Source organism: Peribacillus kribbensis DSM 17871 (assembly GCF_000430765.1).
GTDB classification, from domain to species: Bacteria; Bacillota; Bacilli; order Bacillales; family DSM-1321; genus Paraperibacillus; species Paraperibacillus kribbensis.
Window position 1 is genome coordinate 28287 of record NZ_AUMQ01000022.1, and the last position, 14782, is coordinate 43068.

General features: G+C 44.9%; 15 protein-coding genes and 1 other annotated feature. All 15 genes read right to left on the reverse strand.

The window, feature by feature from the left end:
• Positions 1–13: 13 nt before the first annotated feature.
• A complete protein-coding gene (locus tag H539_RS0101925) occupies positions 14–1291 on the reverse strand; it encodes a dihydroorotase (protein WP_026692098.1) in 1278 nt (425 codons plus the stop codon).
• 203 nt (positions 1292–1494) lie between these two features.
• On the reverse strand, positions 1495–2811 hold the full coding sequence (locus H539_RS0101935; RefSeq protein ID WP_026692099.1) for a solute carrier family 23 protein: 1317 nt from the start codon (positions 2809–2811) through the stop codon (positions 1495–1497).
• A 121-nt stretch (positions 2812–2932) separates the two neighbouring features.
• Positions 2933–3472: a bifunctional pyr operon transcriptional regulator/uracil phosphoribosyltransferase PyrR gene (pyrR, locus tag H539_RS0101940; RefSeq protein WP_026692100.1), complete on the reverse strand. Its 540-nt coding sequence runs from the start codon at positions 3470–3472 to the stop codon at positions 2933–2935.
• A 187-nt stretch (positions 3473–3659) separates the two neighbouring features.
• A complete protein-coding gene (locus H539_RS0101945; protein WP_026692101.1) occupies positions 3660–4574 on the reverse strand; it encodes an RluA family pseudouridine synthase in 915 nt (304 codons plus the stop codon).
• Positions 4567–5037, reverse strand: a complete 471-nt coding sequence (lspA, locus tag H539_RS0101950; RefSeq protein WP_026692102.1) for a signal peptidase II — start codon at positions 5035–5037, stop codon at positions 4567–4569. The genes H539_RS0101945 and lspA overlap by 8 nt, the downstream gene beginning before the upstream one ends.
• Before the next feature lie 586 nt (positions 5038–5623).
• A complete protein-coding gene (gene ileS, locus H539_RS0101955; protein ID WP_026692103.1) occupies positions 5624–8383 on the reverse strand; it encodes an isoleucine--tRNA ligase in 2760 nt (919 codons plus the stop codon).
• Positions 8384–8470: 87 nt separating this feature from the next.
• Positions 8471–8698, reverse strand: a binding site (T-box leader).
• 89 nt (positions 8699–8787) lie between these two features.
• Positions 8788–9288 (reverse strand): DivIVA domain-containing protein, encoded by a 501-nt coding sequence (locus tag H539_RS0101960; RefSeq protein ID WP_026692104.1) that lies wholly within the window; start codon positions 9286–9288, stop codon positions 8788–8790.
• 93 nt (positions 9289–9381) lie between these two features.
• Complete coding sequence (locus H539_RS0101965) at positions 9382–10155, reverse strand: YlmH family RNA-binding protein (RefSeq protein ID WP_026692105.1); 774 nt, start codon at positions 10153–10155, stop codon at positions 9382–9384.
• A 114-nt stretch (positions 10156–10269) separates the two neighbouring features.
• Positions 10270–10533 (reverse strand): YggT family protein, encoded by a 264-nt coding sequence (locus H539_RS0101970; protein ID WP_026692106.1) that lies wholly within the window; start codon positions 10531–10533, stop codon positions 10270–10272.
• A 6-nt stretch (positions 10534–10539) separates the two neighbouring features.
• The gene (locus H539_RS0101975) at positions 10540–10980 is read right to left on the reverse strand and encodes a cell division protein SepF (protein ID WP_026692107.1); all 441 of its coding nucleotides are present in this window, start codon (positions 10978–10980) and stop codon (positions 10540–10542) included.
• 21 nt (positions 10981–11001) lie between these two features.
• Complete coding sequence (locus H539_RS0101980; RefSeq protein ID WP_026692108.1) at positions 11002–11670, reverse strand: YggS family pyridoxal phosphate-dependent enzyme; 669 nt, start codon at positions 11668–11670, stop codon at positions 11002–11004.
• Positions 11660–12496 (reverse strand): peptidoglycan editing factor PgeF, encoded by an 837-nt coding sequence (gene pgeF / locus H539_RS0101985; protein ID WP_026692109.1) that lies wholly within the window; start codon positions 12494–12496, stop codon positions 11660–11662. Before pgeF ends, H539_RS0101980 begins: the two co-directional genes overlap by 11 nt.
• 125 nt (positions 12497–12621) lie before the next feature.
• Positions 12622–12879 carry a YlmC/YmxH family sporulation protein gene (locus H539_RS0101990; protein ID WP_026692110.1) on the reverse strand — a complete coding sequence of 86 codons (258 nt, stop codon included), beginning with the start codon at positions 12877–12879 and terminating at the stop codon, positions 12622–12624.
• 248 nt (positions 12880–13127) lie between these two features.
• The gene (gene sigG, locus H539_RS0101995; protein WP_180321040.1) at positions 13128–13949 is read right to left on the reverse strand and encodes an RNA polymerase sporulation sigma factor SigG; all 822 of its coding nucleotides are present in this window, start codon (positions 13947–13949) and stop codon (positions 13128–13130) included.
• A 104-nt stretch (positions 13950–14053) separates the two neighbouring features.
• Positions 14054–14773, reverse strand: a complete 720-nt coding sequence (sigE, locus tag H539_RS0102000) for an RNA polymerase sporulation sigma factor SigE (protein ID WP_026692112.1) — start codon at positions 14771–14773, stop codon at positions 14054–14056.
• Between the last annotated feature and the right edge of the window lie 9 nt (positions 14774–14782).

A 14782-nucleotide genomic window follows, 5' to 3' on the forward strand; every position in this document is an offset into this window, starting at 1 on the left:
CCCTGACACTCCTTCACCCTTGTTTATCCCAGACTTTTTTTCCTTCAGCAAATGTCATCACCGGCCAGCCAAAGCACTTCCAGCCCTTAAACGGTGTATTTTTACCTTTTGATAAAAATTCTTCTGGATCTATTTCAAATTCATTCTCTAAATCTATTAAAACCAGATCGGCCGCACTGCCCTCTTCAAGTCTTCCATAAGGAAGGCCGAAGCTCTCCGCAGGCTTGATGGTAAGAAAATCTACCAGCTGCTTCAATGTCAATTCTCCGTATTTCACAAGATGTGTGTATAGCAGCGGAAAGGCGGTTTCCAGCCCGACGATTCCAAATGGAGCGAGCTGCATGCCCTCTGCCTTTTCTTCATCAGTATGTGGTGCATGATCAGTGGCGATAAAATCAATGGTACCGTCCAGCAGGCCCTCAAGCAGCGCTTTCTGGTCATCCTTTCCTCTAAGCGGCGGATTCATTTTAAAATTCGGATCAAGACCCGGGATGTCTTCTTCACATAATAGGAGATGATGAGGCGTTACTTCTGCCGTTACCTTAATTCCAGCCCTTTTTGCATCCCTAACTGTTCTTACGGATTCCTTTGTACTGATATGGCAGATATGATAATGGCAGCCGGCCGCCTCGGCCAGCAGTACATCCCTTGCAATGTGGACCGATTCGCATACCGAAGGGATACCATTGATGTTATGCTCTTTTGAGAATGCCCCTTCATGGACAGAACCTTTATTGATTAAGGTATTTTCTTCACAGTGAGCCACGATTGCGATATCGTGGAGAGCAGCCTGTTTCATTGCATTCAGCATCATGCCTGCTGACTGCACGCCCACGCCATCATCTGTCAGGGCAAATGCGCCAGCTACCTTTAAGGCGGCAAAGTCTGTGAGCTCCTGTCCCAGTTCCCTGATCGTTATGGAACCATAAGGGAGGACTCTTACGGATGATGTTTCCTTAATTCTTCCCATCAGCCATTCCATCTGTTCTTTTGTATCCGGGACTGGTCGGGTATTCGGCATGGGTGCTATGGTTGTAAACCCGCCTTTTGCCGCTGCCCTTGAACCTGTTTCAATCGTTTCTTTTTTCTCCCCTCCCGGTTCACGAAGGTGGACATGCAGATCCACAAATCCCGGAGCAGCCAGCAGCCCTTTGGCATCAATGACCTCATGTCCTGTTTCTGCAATCCCTTGTTCTATCCGTTTGATTTTCCCATCCTCGATCAGAATATCGGATGGCTCCAAGCTTCCATCTTCCATTAAGAGATTCGTATTCTTTATTACAGTTGACATATTCATTACCTCCCGGATTTTTCTAGATACTCTGCTCGTTGTTTGTATAAAAAAACACCCTGACTTTAAGCCAGGGTGTGAAATGCAGGGTTCATCAGCATGCGAAAGCCCGCGGAATACAATGAATGTTTTCCGCCAAGCCTGCATGGACCTGCCATTTTACACCCTTGGAAGCCTCTCTGGACTTCGCTTAAAAGGTGTGCTTATTTAGCTTGTGTTAATTGGTCTAATCCTTCTCCGCCTGCTTTCTGCCTGCCAGGCAGGATAAGGTTCAGCACCACTCCGACTAAGGCAGATAAAGCCATTCCTGAAAGAGAAACCTGATCAGTCAGCCTGATAAATGCTCCTCCGATTCCAAGTACCAAAATCACCGAAGAAATGATCAAGTTGCGCTTGTTTTCAAAATCAACCTTGCTATCAATCAGCATTCTTAAGCCGCTTGACGCAATGATCCCAAACAGCAGGATGGAGATTCCGCCCATGACAGCCTGGGGAATCGAGTGAAGCACCGCAGATATTTTACCGATGAATCCGAACACCACAGCGAGCACAGCTGCTCCGCCTATGACGAATACGCTGAAGGCCCGGGTAATTGCAAGAACTCCTATATTCTCTCCGTAAGAAGTAATGGGAGGACCGCCGATAAGAGATCCAATAATAATCCCGGCACCATCTCCTGTTATCGAGCGGTGAAGGCCCGGCTTTTCAAGGAAGTTCCTGCCCACAACATTGCTCAGCACCATTTGGTGGCCGATATGCTCCGATAGAGTGACCAGGGCAACCGGGGCCATGACCAGGATGACCGCAGGGGAAAAATGCGGTGTATAGGTAGCAAATGGAACCATGAAATCAGGGGCTTGAATCCATTTCGCTGCGATAATTCCGCTGAAATCCACAATTCCTGCGATGCAGGCGGCGATATATCCGACGATGATTCCGAGCAGAATGGGAATGACACCGATGAAGCCTTTGCCAAACATATTAAAGAGGATGGTGGCTGCAAGAGTGATCAAAGCCACGATCAGGTGCTTTGTGCTGTAGATCTGATGCTCTGCACCCGGATTTTTGTACATCGCCATTCCAACAGCCGTACTGGCAAGGCTTAGACCGATTACCATAATGACCGGGCCCACTACGATAGGAGGCAGCAGATTCATCAGCCATCTCATTCCAGCCTTTTTAATAATAAGCGCTACAATTCCATAAATTAGTCCGGCAGCAAAACAGCCGAGCATCGCCGATTCAGGACCGCCGAGTGATTTAGCAGCCGCAATCGGAGCTATGAACGCAAAGGAAGAACCAAGATATGCAGGAATCTTCCCTTTTGTGATCAAGAGATAGGCCAGTGTGGCCAGTCCGCTTGAAACCAAGGCGACAGCAGGACTTAATCCTACTAAAAACGGTACGAGCACCGTAGATCCAAACATGGCGAACAGATGCTGAAGGCTTAAGGTAATCCATTGACCAGCCTTTGGGACTTCATTGACATCCAGTACAAAGTTTCTCTTTTCTGTTTCCATTATATTTTCCCCCTACTTTAGCCCTTTTGTAAGGTTATAGGCGGGATCCATAAAATTTTCATGCTGAATGGATCCTTCCTTTTCAGTCTCACAGGACTGTCTTTAAAGGCTGGTTATTTTTTTATTCTAATATACTTACTTGATCAATCTGATCCACTTCAGAAAGCTTCACCGAGATTTTTTCAGATTGAGAGGTAGGTACATTTTTCCCTACAAAATCTGCACGGACCGGGAGCTCCCGATGGCCGCGGTCGATCAGTACGGCAAGCTGGATCTGGGACGGACGGCCGATATCAATCAAGGCATCCAGTGCTGCCCGCACAGTCCTTCCTGTGTAAAGCACATCATCAATGAGAATGACTTTTTTGCCTGATATTTCAAGAGGGATGTTTGATCCTTTCACTAGAGGATCGCCCGTCTCTGTCTTCTTCGATAAATCATCGCGGTATAAGGTAATATCAATGTCACCGACAGCAATCTCTTTCCCTTCAATCTGGTGGATCCGTTCTGCGAGCCTCCGTGCTATAAAAATCCCTCTGGTACGGATGCCTACTAAGACACAGTGTTCGATTCCCTTATTACGTTCGATAATTTCGTGGGCGATCCTTGTCAAAGCGCGGCGGATTGCCTGTTCATCAAGAACAACAGCTTTTTCTAACATGATTCATCCTTCTTTCACAGGAATTCATTTACGCAAAAAACCCTCCTGCCGGAAAGAGCAGGAGGGTTCCGCGGCTGAATAAGGGGCATACTGCACCTCAGCCTAAACGATTCCTTCTCAGCCTCTCTGGACTGTGTTAAAGGTTCATATTATGTTACATTTATCCTAAAGCTATTCTGGAATATTGTCAAGAGTTTTGTCGTAGCATTGAAAGAAGTTCTACAAAATCCTCTGGCAGAGGTGCCGAGAATTCAAGATACTCTTTGGTTCTTGGATGGGTAAATCCAAGGACGGCAGCATGCAGGGCCTGGCCGCCCAGGTCAAGCGTCTTCCGCGGACCATACTTGGGGTCACCCGCCAATGGATAGCCGATATATTTCATATGTACCCTGATCTGGTGTGTCCTCCCTGTCTCCAGCTTGCATTCGACAAAGGTGAAGTCTTTAAAGCGTTCGAGCACATTAAAGTGAGTGACCGCATGCTTGGAATTTTCTTCTGTAACGGTCATGCTCTGCCGGTCCTTCTTATCCCTTCCAATTGGGGCATCAATGGTGCCGTGGTCATGAGGGATCACTCCATGGACAATCGCATTATATCTTCTGGTTACCGTTTTATCGACGAGCTGCTGAACAAGGCTTTCATGGGCCATATCATTCTTTGCGACCATCAGTAGACCGGATGTATCCTTATCGATTCGGTGGACAATCCCGGGACGGAGAACTCCGTTAATGCCTGATAAATCCTTGCAGTGCGCCATCAGGCCGTTTACAAGTGTTCCGCTCATGTGGCCGGGAGCAGGATGGACGACCATCCCCTTTGGTTTGTTGACCACCAGCACGTCAGCGTCTTCATAATAAATATCGAGATCCATTTCTTCCGCTTCAGCATCCAGCTCCTGCGGTTCAGGAATTTCTACTGTGATTGCGTCTCCCCCGCTGCATTTATAATTGGTCTTTACGGCCTTACCGTTCACAAGCACATGACCTTCTTTAATCCACTGCTGGACCTGCGATCTGGACCATTCCTCATTGGAGGCAGACAACACCTTGTCGATGCGCTCTCCTTTATGTTCTTCCTTAACCGTGATATCCCAATTAGGCATTCTTTTTCTCCTTCGCAATTTTCTCTTCAAACAGCATATAAATAACGAGTAATACAACACCGATGCATAAAGCTGAATCAGCAATATTAAAAACCGGGAAGTTATAATTCACAATGTATACGTGGATAAAGTCTACTACTTCTTTTCTCCAAATACGGTCAATAAAATTCCCGACTGCTCCACCAAGCATAAGGCCCAGGGAAACACCGAGAAGGATATTGTTTCTTGCATGCTTCAGCAGATAATAAACAAGTCCTGCTATCACCGCGATCGTAATAATATAGAAAAACCACATCTGGCCGGCAAGCACACCCCAAGCTGCGCCTGTATTACGGTGTGATGTGATATAAAATACATTTTGGATGATTTCAACACTTTCTCCTAAATAGAGATTCTTCACAATCAGCCATTTTGTTAGTTGATCCAGCGCAATGACAAATAGTGCTATCAAAAAGTAAACCACAATCTCTCCCCCGCTCCTGTAAATGAAAATAGGCCTTCGGTCTCCCGTTTATGCCTATAGTCTACTTATGCATTTTAGCATATCCTTTAAATTTTGGACAATCGCCGGTAAATCAAATGCGGCAATTCATTTATGGCTGCTTGGATCCATACCGCAGAATAACGGTCATAAGATGGCAATGACGATCATTCAGGCATTTTTACGATCATTTAAGTGCAGAGCGGATCATTGTTACTATTCATCTATCATGTTTCAACGGCCGGACCATTCGGGCCTTTTTGTGAGCATTATCGTTTAAACCGGATCGTTTCCTATCCCCCTGACCCTCCGCAACTGCCGTTTGGAACATTAATTTTCAGTTTCGGATCATTCTTTGAATGATACAGATCATAAAAGTGGAAGATTGGATCATATATTTAGAATTCCGGATCATAATCATCTCGGGCATGTACGCGGCATGGAACCCCACTGTTTAAAGTCCCCCGTACAGCTCCTAAAATATATCTGAGAATAAAAAAACTGCAGGAAAACCAGATTTCATCTGAGTTTGCCCTGCAGTTTTGAGACTGATCGGAATCAGCCAGTTTTATTCAATCTCACTAATCACGGATGCGCAGCGTGAGCAAAGAGTTGGATGCTCTTCTATTGTACCCACTTCTTCTTTCACGTTCCAGCAGCGCTCGCATGTTTCACCTTCGGCTTTAGAAACCACTACAGCAGACTGCTCCAGCTTTAAGGCATTCTCTGGGGCTTCGCTGAGATTTCCTGCGATTTCAAACTTGGAGACAATGAACAGCTGATCAAAATCTTCTTCAATGCTTTGAAGCAGTTCTTTGCCGTCAGCATCCACATAGATGGATACTTTCGCATTAAGAGATTTTCCAATGACCTTATCGTTTCTTGCCACTTCCAATGCTTTTAGGACATCATTGCGCAGCTTGAGGAAGCCATTCCACTTCTGTTCAATTTGCTGTGCATTAGGAAGTTCCTTTTCTTCCGGCATATCTGTAAGCTGGACGCTGATTTCAGCAGCTTCCGGTACATGTGCCCAGACTTCATCGGCTGTGTGTGAAAGAATAGGAGACACCAGTTTCGCCAGGCTGACAAGAGATTCATATAAAACGGTCTGAATAGCTCTGCGTTCAGGGTTTTCCATAGCTTCACAATACAGGATATCCTTGGCATAATCCAGATAGAACGCACTTAAATCAAGGGTGCAGAAATTATTAATCGCATGATAAATTCCTGCAAACTCATAGTTGTCATAAGCCTGCTTCACCTGCTTGACCAGCTTATTCAGCTTGACAAGCATGAATTGGTCCACTTCGCGAAGTGAATCATACTCTACAGAGTCCCTGGAAGGAATAAAGTCAGCCAGGTTCCCAAGAAGGAAGCGGAATGTGTTGCGGATTTTTCTATAAACTTCAGCAACCTGCTTCAGGATCGCATCGGATACACGCACATCCGCCTGATAGTCCACAGAAGCAACCCATAGCCGAAGAATATCTGCACCAAGCTGATTCATGACTTTGGCTGGTACGACAATATTGCCTATTGATTTACTCATCTTTCTTCCTTCGCCGTCCAATACAAATCCATGGCTCAATACGCCTTTATATGGCGGTTTTCCTGTCACCGCAACGGCTGTGGAGAGAGATGAGTTGAACCAGCCGCGGTATTGGTCAGAGCCTTCCAAATATAAGTCTGCAGGACGCTGCAGGTCATCCCGCTCTTCCAGAACGGACTGATGGGATGAACCTGAGTCGAACCATACATCCATGATGTCCACTTCTTTCGTGAACGTTCCATTCGGGCTGCCTTCATGTGTGAATCCTTCTGGCAGGAGGTCCTTTGCATCTTTTTCAAACCAGATATTTGAACCGTTCTTGCGGAACAAATCAGAAACATGATGGATCGTTTCGTCTGTGATAATCGGCTCACCATTTTCGGCGTAAAATACCGGGATTGGAACACCCCATGCACGCTGGCGGGAAATACACCAGTCACCACGGTCGCGGACCATGTTAAACAACCTGGTCTCGCCCCATGCAGGAACCCATTTTGTATCTTCGATGCCTTTCAGCAGGTCAGATCTGAAGTCTTTAATGGAAGCGAACCATTGTGCGGTCGCACGGAAAATGGTCGGCTTTTTGGTTCTCCAATCATGCGGATAGGAGTGGGTAATGAAGTTAAGCTTCAGTAATGCCCCCGCTTCTTCAAGCTTTTGGGTAATTGGCTTGTTGGCTTCATCATAGAATAAACCTTCAAAGCCAGGAGCTTCTTTTGTCATGACCCCTTTTTCATCAACCGGACAAAGAACATCCAGATTGTATTTCTGTCCGACAATGAAGTCATCTTCCCCGTGGCCCGGAGCCGTATGGACACACCCTGTTCCAGCTTCTGTCGTTACATGCTCACCAAGCATGACAAGGGAATCACGGCCATATAATGGGTGCTTGGCAATGATGTATTCGAGATCAGAACCCTTCACTTTCTTTTCAACTGAAGGGCTTTCCCAGCCAAGGGTTTCTGTTACCTCCTCACGAAGGGCTTCTGCGATGACATATTTCTTTCCGTCGACAGCCACTACACTGTACTCCAGGTCAGGATGTACAGAGATCCCAAGGTTTGCTGGAATGGTCCAAGGAGTGGTTGTCCAGATGACAATCTCCGTTCCTTCTTCAAGAACATTTTTGCCATCCTTAACAGGGAAGCCTACATAGATGGATGCTGAACGCTTATCATAATATTCGATTTCAGCTTCGGCAAGAGCAGACTCACTGGATGGAGACCAATAGACCGGCTTAAGTCCCTTATAGATATAGCCCTTTTTCGCCATTTCACCGAATACCTTGATTTGCTGTGCTTCGTATTCAGGCTTCAGGGTAATATATGGATTTTCCCAGTCTCCTCTTACTCCAAGGCGTTTGAACTGTTCGCGCTGGCTGTTGATCTGCTCATAGGCATATTCCTCACAAAGCCTGCGGAAATCAGCCACACTCATTTCTTTCCTTTTAACTCCCTTTTTAGTTAAAGCCTGCTCAATCGGAAGGCCGTGTGTATCCCAGCCAGGAACATATGGAGCCTGATAGCCCGACATGGATTTAAAGCGGACGATAAAATCCTTAAGGATTTTATTTAAAGCGTGGCCCATATGGATATCTCCATTTGCATATGGAGGCCCATCATGCAGGACATACATCGGCCTGTCCTTCGTACGTTCCTGAACTTGCTTATAAATATCGATTTCCTGCCATTTTTTCTGGATTTCCGGCTCCCTGTTTGGCAGATTGCCGCGCATAGGGAATTCTGTCTTTGGCATTAAGAGAGTATCTTTATACTCCATATTTTATTCCTCCATTCAATACATACTTTAAAAGCAGATCACGTGCAGTCCTTATTTACAGGCAAATAAAAAAGCCCTCTCATCCCAAAAAGGGACGAGAAGGCTTGATTTCCCGCGGTACCACCCTAATAGACAATGACACATTGTCCTCTTTAGCATCCTTATCGTGGATGAAGCGCCTCATTTACTTCCGGTTAAGGTTCAATTCGGTACTCAAGGGTGATGTTCCATTTCTTCGTTCATGCCAGGCTTCCACCAGCCCTGGCTCGCTTTGAATGACCATAAGAAATATACTGTCCCTCTCATCGTAGCAGTCTGCATATAGAATTACATCGTAATAAAAACTAATATAATAGCTTATTGAGAAATTATAAGATAAATATCATCCTGAAGTCAAGGCGTCCTTACTCTTTGCTGAGCTCAAGGTCCGATGCATCGATTTCGTACTGCATCAGCTGATCCCAGTCATCTGTATTCAGCATATCCAGCTGCGCTTCGATCAGCATTCTGAACCTCGTCCGGATGACCTTGGACTGCTTTTTAAGATCTTCGATGTCAAGAGCTACTTTTCTTGCCTTGGAAAGGGCTTCATTCACAATCCGGTCAGCATTTTTTTCAGCCTCTTTCAAGATGAGCTTCGCTTCCTTCTGGGCGTTCCTCTTGACTTCCTCACCAGCTTCCTGGGCAATCACAATGGACTTGTTCAGGGTATTTTCAATATTGGTGAAATGGTTCAGACGTTCTTCCAGCCCCGCCACCCGTTCTTCCATTTCCTTTTTTTCACGGATGATTATTTCATAATCCTTAATGATCTGGTCCAGAAATTCATTCACTTCATCTTCATCATAACCACGGAATCCTTTACTAAACTCCTTATTATGTATATCTAACGGGGTTAAAGGCATTCTCGCACCTCCAGAACTTTTTTGTCTATCATAATCATATAATACTATACTAATTTTCGACAGCTTTTTTTATAAACCCTTCTTCATTTCAAATTATTTTTGCCTGCCGCCAATGATCCTCCATTTATCCTTTTTTGTTTTCCCTTCTAAGGAAATAATCTTGAGACGGCCAAAGCCCCTGACGGAAAGGATATCCCCCTCCCGAATTTCAAAGGAAGCCTGATCAGTCTGTCTCCAATTCACCTTTACCCTGCCCTGTTCGATCAGGAGCTGGGCTTTCTGCCTTGAGAGCTTGGTTAGAGCGGAAATGACAGCATCCAGTCTCATTGAGCTGACCGTAAGTGAGGTTTCCTCCCAGACTTCTTCAGTTTCCACAGCCTCAGAGAAAGGGAGTTCATCCAGCTTGATGGAAGCTTTACCGATCTTTTCTAGATTAGCCCTAAGGTAGGAGTCCACTTCCTTTGCAGCAATAAATTGGATCCTGTCACTGTTCATCAGAACATCTCCAAACTTCTCCCTTTTTAAACCAAGGGACATTAAGCTTCCCAAAACCTGCCGATGTTCGATGGAAACAAATTTTTTGGGATAAGAGATTTCATACAGGCTGATCTGAAAATCCTCCTGGGAAGGGGAAAAATAGGACGGACAGAGCAGTGCCCGGTTTCTTTCCGCGTGTTCACTTCCTCCAAATACATGGAGCTGGACCTCCTCATCAGCACCTATGATGGAACGGAGGATAAATAATTCCCTTGGATCCAGGAAATCGGTCAGCTTAGGGGCATACAGGTCTTTAACCTGCTCCCTCCAGCCTGTAAACAGGTCGATCAGTTCCCTTTCCTCTGGACGGAAATGCTGGTATATATCCATGATTTCACCTTGATTCTACTAATTTTTTTATAACACACTTTTGGAAGTCTATCCAATTCAACAAAAAACCTTGCTATTCCGGCAAGGTTTTTGAAATATTTATATATCCCTGTTTCAGGCAATCCAGTAAAAGAGCTGGCGCAGACCTGAAGAGGCAAATCTCAGCACCATAAATGCCAGGATAGGAGAAATATCGATCATCCCGATAGGCGGAATGATCTTCCTGAACGGTTCTAAGTATGGCTCGCATATCCTTGCCAGAAATTGGCCCACAGGAGTCTGCCTCGCCCCTCCAAAGAAGGACATGAGTAAATAAATGATCAGCGCATACGAATAAATGCTGATTAATTTACTGATGATGCTCAAAATGAATTCCATTAAGGTCTACCACCTCGCTTCATCATAATCTTGTTCTGCGGCATACTCGGTAATAGTCCCTGAAACATCAACATTATCCGGGGTGCACAGAAATATATTGGTTCCGATCCTTTGGATGTCACCGCCGAGGGCATAGACCGTCCCGCTAAGGAAATCTACAATTCTTCTTGCCTGGTCATGGTCAATTTTTTGAAGGTTGACCACAACAGAACGTCGGTTTTTCAGTTCATCCGCCACAGTCTGGGCTTCCGAATAGGCTCTTGGCTCTGCAAGGTATACCTTTGCATTCGGCTTCTGCACACTTTGAAGGCTCACGACATTCTGTCCAGTCTGCTTAAACCCTCTCTGCGGCCTCTTATCCTCAAATTCCTCTTCCATGATTTCTTCTTTATATTCCACTTCATCATCAAGAGCAAAAAATGATTTGAACTTTGATACAAGGGTCATTATGATACCTCCTTAAAAATTTTAGCCAACTAATGCAGTGCCTATCCGAATGAAAGTGGCTCCTTCTTCCACTGCAATCTGGTAGTCATTGGACATTCCCATTGATAATTCATGACAAGGAGCATTTTTAATGCCAAGCTGCTGTATCTTTTCTTGAAGTTCTTTAAGCTCTCTGAAGCATTTACGGATTAATTCTTGATCTTCTGTCAAAGGCGCCATGGTCATGAGGCCTTCCAGGATGATTTTATCATGTTCGCTGCACTCTCTGATAAAATCCAGCACTTCCTCAGGCTTTAAGCCATGCTTGGACTCTTCACCGGATACATTCACCTGGACGAAGCATTTTTGGGGCAAGGCAGCCCTTTTTTGAATTTCCTCAGCAAGGGAAAGCCTGTCCAGCGAGTGAATGTAGTCAGCCTTGCCAATGACCGATTTTACCTTCCTGGTCTGCAGACTTCCTATAAAGTGCCAGACAGGCTTATCGCCCAGCACTGCCCGCTTTCTGTCAAGCCCGTCATCCCTGTTTTCCCCAAAATGAAGGACTCCGGCCTCAAACGCCTCCACTGCTCGTTCTTCTGAAACATATTTTGTAACTCCCACAATCTTGACGTCTCTCGGGTCCCTTCCGCTTTTGCGGCAGGATTCCTCGATTTTTTCAATTATGGACTTTAAATTTTCACTAACCTTCAACTGATGCGTCCTCCTTCAAGCCGATAAAAGCCAGCATACGGCCTGTTTTCCCTTGATCTTTCCGATGGGAGAAGAAAAAGTCGCCATGACAGCTTGTACAATAATCCGTGAGGAGAATATTCGACCTTGGAACGCCTGCCTTTTCAAGAATCATGGCATTCAGCTCTTTAAGGTCCAGTCTGTATTGTCCCTCACTAATTTGATTATAGGGCTTTTTGTCAGTTTCTTCTAGTCTGTTTTTAGCGAATTCAATCACTCTGTCGTCTACTATGTAGCAGTCTTCGCAAATGGACGGGCCGATTGCTGCGATGATGTCAGATGGCTGGATGCCTTCCTTTTCCCAGGCAAGGACCATCTTCTCTCCTATCCCCCCGACGGTTCCTTTCCACCCTGCATGGGCAACCCCCACAATAGAGCGGCCCCTCGCTGTAAAATAAAGCGGAACACAATCTGCATAGCAGAGTGTTAAGAGAATCCCTGCTTCCTCTGTATAGAATGCATCGGTTGCCCTTATGGCGGACTCATAATCAGCCGATCCTTTTCCTTTATCTTCAGCAGTTACCTTCAGCACCTTTGTCTCGTGCGTCTGCTCTGCTCCGACCCATTGCCCCAGTCCGAACCCGAGAGAGTCCGCGACAAGCTTCCTGTTTTCGGCGGCATGCCCGGGAAAATCCCCAACATGAAACCCAGTATTCAGCGTCTGATATTCCCCGGTGCTGACACCGCCGTTCTTTGTCGTAAATCCTGCTTTTATTCCAGGACATATTTCCTCGAAATCCGCTAATGTGAAATAGCGTTCATTCCTAAGGATAAATGGTTCTGTCATGAAACACCCTCATTTTACATTTTTTTTTAGTGTAACACAGAACCTGGCCGGATTAATAACTTCCAGAACATTTTCGTTAAAAAGCTTTTATTAGGAGCTGTAAATAAATGGGCATACAGGAACCTCTATTCTTGAAAGGGATTAAGGGATGTATGATTTTTAATAATAATTACATCTTCACCGATTTTAATGATCCTGTTCCATGGAATCTGTTCATCTTCCTCTTTTTTAAAAATTCCCTTAAGCTTTTGAGATCCTGAGACAATCAGCCCTTCGATTATCCCCTTTTCAATATCCACTTCAAGATCTAAAATGGAACCAAGCTTTTTCCCGTCACTTATTGAAATAATGTCTTTCATCTGCATTTCCGAAATTCTAAACATGGCGGCACCCTCCAGGCTTTTTATCATGTATATGCTCCAATAAATGCAGGCATGAAAACAATCGGGGGTCTGTTTTGTACATTAAAAGGCCCGCCTCATGAATGTCCAATCACCGCTTCCCTAAAAGGAAAGCCATGATCGGACATCAAGGCGGGCTTGTTTATAATTGGATGATTCTTCCTGACTTCTTAAAACTGTCCTGCCTATCCCCATAAGGCAGCAAAACATTTCTCAGAAGGATATTTATATTAGTGCTGGATATTTTTATTCATTTGTTTGATGGCTGCTTTTTCAAGACGGGAAACCTGAGCCTGGGAAATCCCAATTTCCTCAGCAACCTCCATCTGTGTTTTCCCCTGGAAGAACCTTTTTCGAAGGATCATTTTTTCCCTTTCGTTCAGCCTTCTCATGCCTTCTTTTAGGGCAATCTCATCAATCCAGAGGTTGTCCTTATTTTTTTCATCACTGAGCTGGTCCATTACATATATGGGATCGCCGCCGTCATTGTAGATCGGCTCGAATAAGGAAACAGGGTCCTGGATGGCGTCCAGGGCAAATACAATTTCCTCGTGTGGCACCTCTAGCACTTTTGCAATTTCTTCAGCAGTCGGTTCCCGCGATGCCTCGCTCATAAGCCTTTCCTTTACCTGAAGAGCCTTATATGCGATATCTCTCAATGAACGGGAAACTCTGATTGGGTTGTTATCCCTTAGATACCTTCTGATTTCTCCGATAATCATCGGCACAGCATACGTAGAAAATTTCACATTCTGACTCAGGTCAAAATTATCAATGGATTTCATCAATCCGATGCAGCCAACCTGAAACAGGTCATCCACATATTCTCCACGGTTATTAAATCTTTGGATCACACTTAGAACAAGCCGGAGATTTCCATTTACCAGTTTTTCACGGGCATAGTCATCCCCTTCTTGCATTTCTTTAAAGAGCTTTCTCATTTCTTCATTTTTAAGAACCGGTAATTTGGATGTATCCACACCACAAATTTCAACTTTATTTCTAGTCAATCCATTCCCTCCTAACAGGAGCTGCTGTACAAAAAACAGTATCTCCCCGGGAGGGAAAAATATGCACCCCAGCCAATGCCTGCATGGGGTGCACTTCCATATAAAGCCAGTATTATTAAGGGATTTTCACTAGGAAAAATATTTTTTTAGACCATTTTATTAAATTCTTTCCTCAATCTTTTGATGATTCTCTTTTCCAGCCGTGAAATGTATGATTGGGAAATCCCAAGCATATCCGCAACATCCTTCTGCGTTTTTTCCTCTCCGCCTAAAAGACCGAACCTGAGCTCCATGATCTGCTTCTCTCTATCAGACAGCTGCAGCAGCGCTTTGGTCAAAAGCTTCCGGTCCACATTGGCTTCCAGGTCCTTTGTAATGATGTCCTCTTCGGTGCCCAATACATCGGAAAGGAGCAGTTCATTGCCATCCCAGTCAATGTTCAAAGGCTCATCAAAGCTTACCTCAGACCGTATTTTATTGTTTCTCCTTAAGTACATAAGAATTTCATTCTCAATACAGCGGGATGCATATGTAGCAAGCTTAATCTTTTTTTCGGGATTAAATGTATTCACTGCCTTAATTAAACCGATTGTCCCAATGCTGATCAAATCCTCAATATTGATGCCCGTGTTTTCAAATTTCCTGGCAATATAAACGACAAGCCTTAGATTTCTTTCAATCAGCATGGACCTTGCAGCCTCGTCGCCTCCAGGAAGCTTATTGATCAAAATTTCTTCTTCTTCCTTGCTGAGAGGAGGCGGCAGTGCTTCACTTCCCCCGATATAAAAAATTTCGTCGGTCTTTAAACCCAGTTTCATTAATAATTTATACCAGTAGTAATGCAGTCGAAGCAGCCACTTTTTCAATCTCTTTTC

Excerpts from the sequence above, each read along its gene's own strand:
- H539_RS0101990 (WP_026692110.1), bottom strand. The coding sequence starts at position 12,879 with ATGTTTAGAATTTCGGAAATGCAGATGAAAGACATTATTTCAATAAGT.
- H539_RS0101975 (WP_026692107.1), bottom strand. The coding sequence starts at position 10,980 with ATGACCCTTGTATCAAAGTTCAAATCATTTTTTGCTCTTGATGATGAA.
- pgeF (WP_026692109.1), bottom strand. The coding sequence starts at position 12,496 with ATGACAGAACCATTTATCCTTAGGAATGAACGCTATTTCACATTAGCG.
- H539_RS0101960 (WP_026692104.1), bottom strand. The coding sequence starts at position 9,288 with ATGCCTTTAACCCCGTTAGATATACATAATAAGGAGTTTAGTAAAGGA.
- H539_RS0101970 (WP_026692106.1), bottom strand. The coding sequence starts at position 10,533 with ATGGAATTCATTTTGAGCATCATCAGTAAATTAATCAGCATTTATTCG.
- H539_RS0101965 (WP_026692105.1), bottom strand. The coding sequence starts at position 10,155 with ATGGATATATACCAGCATTTCCGTCCAGAGGAAAGGGAACTGATCGAC.
- H539_RS0101945 (WP_026692101.1), bottom strand. The coding sequence starts at position 4,574 with ATGCCTAATTGGGATATCACGGTTAAGGAAGAACATAAAGGAGAGCGC.
- pyrR (WP_026692100.1), bottom strand. The coding sequence starts at position 3,472 with ATGTTAGAAAAAGCTGTTGTTCTTGATGAACAGGCAATCCGCCGCGCT.
- H539_RS0101935 (WP_026692099.1), bottom strand. The coding sequence starts at position 2,811 with ATGGAAACAGAAAAGAGAAACTTTGTACTGGATGTCAATGAAGTCCCA.
- ileS (WP_026692103.1), bottom strand. The coding sequence starts at position 8,383 with ATGGAGTATAAAGATACTCTCTTAATGCCAAAGACAGAATTCCCTATG.
- H539_RS0101925 (WP_026692098.1), bottom strand. The coding sequence starts at position 1,291 with ATGTCAACTGTAATAAAGAATACGAATCTCTTAATGGAAGATGGAAGC.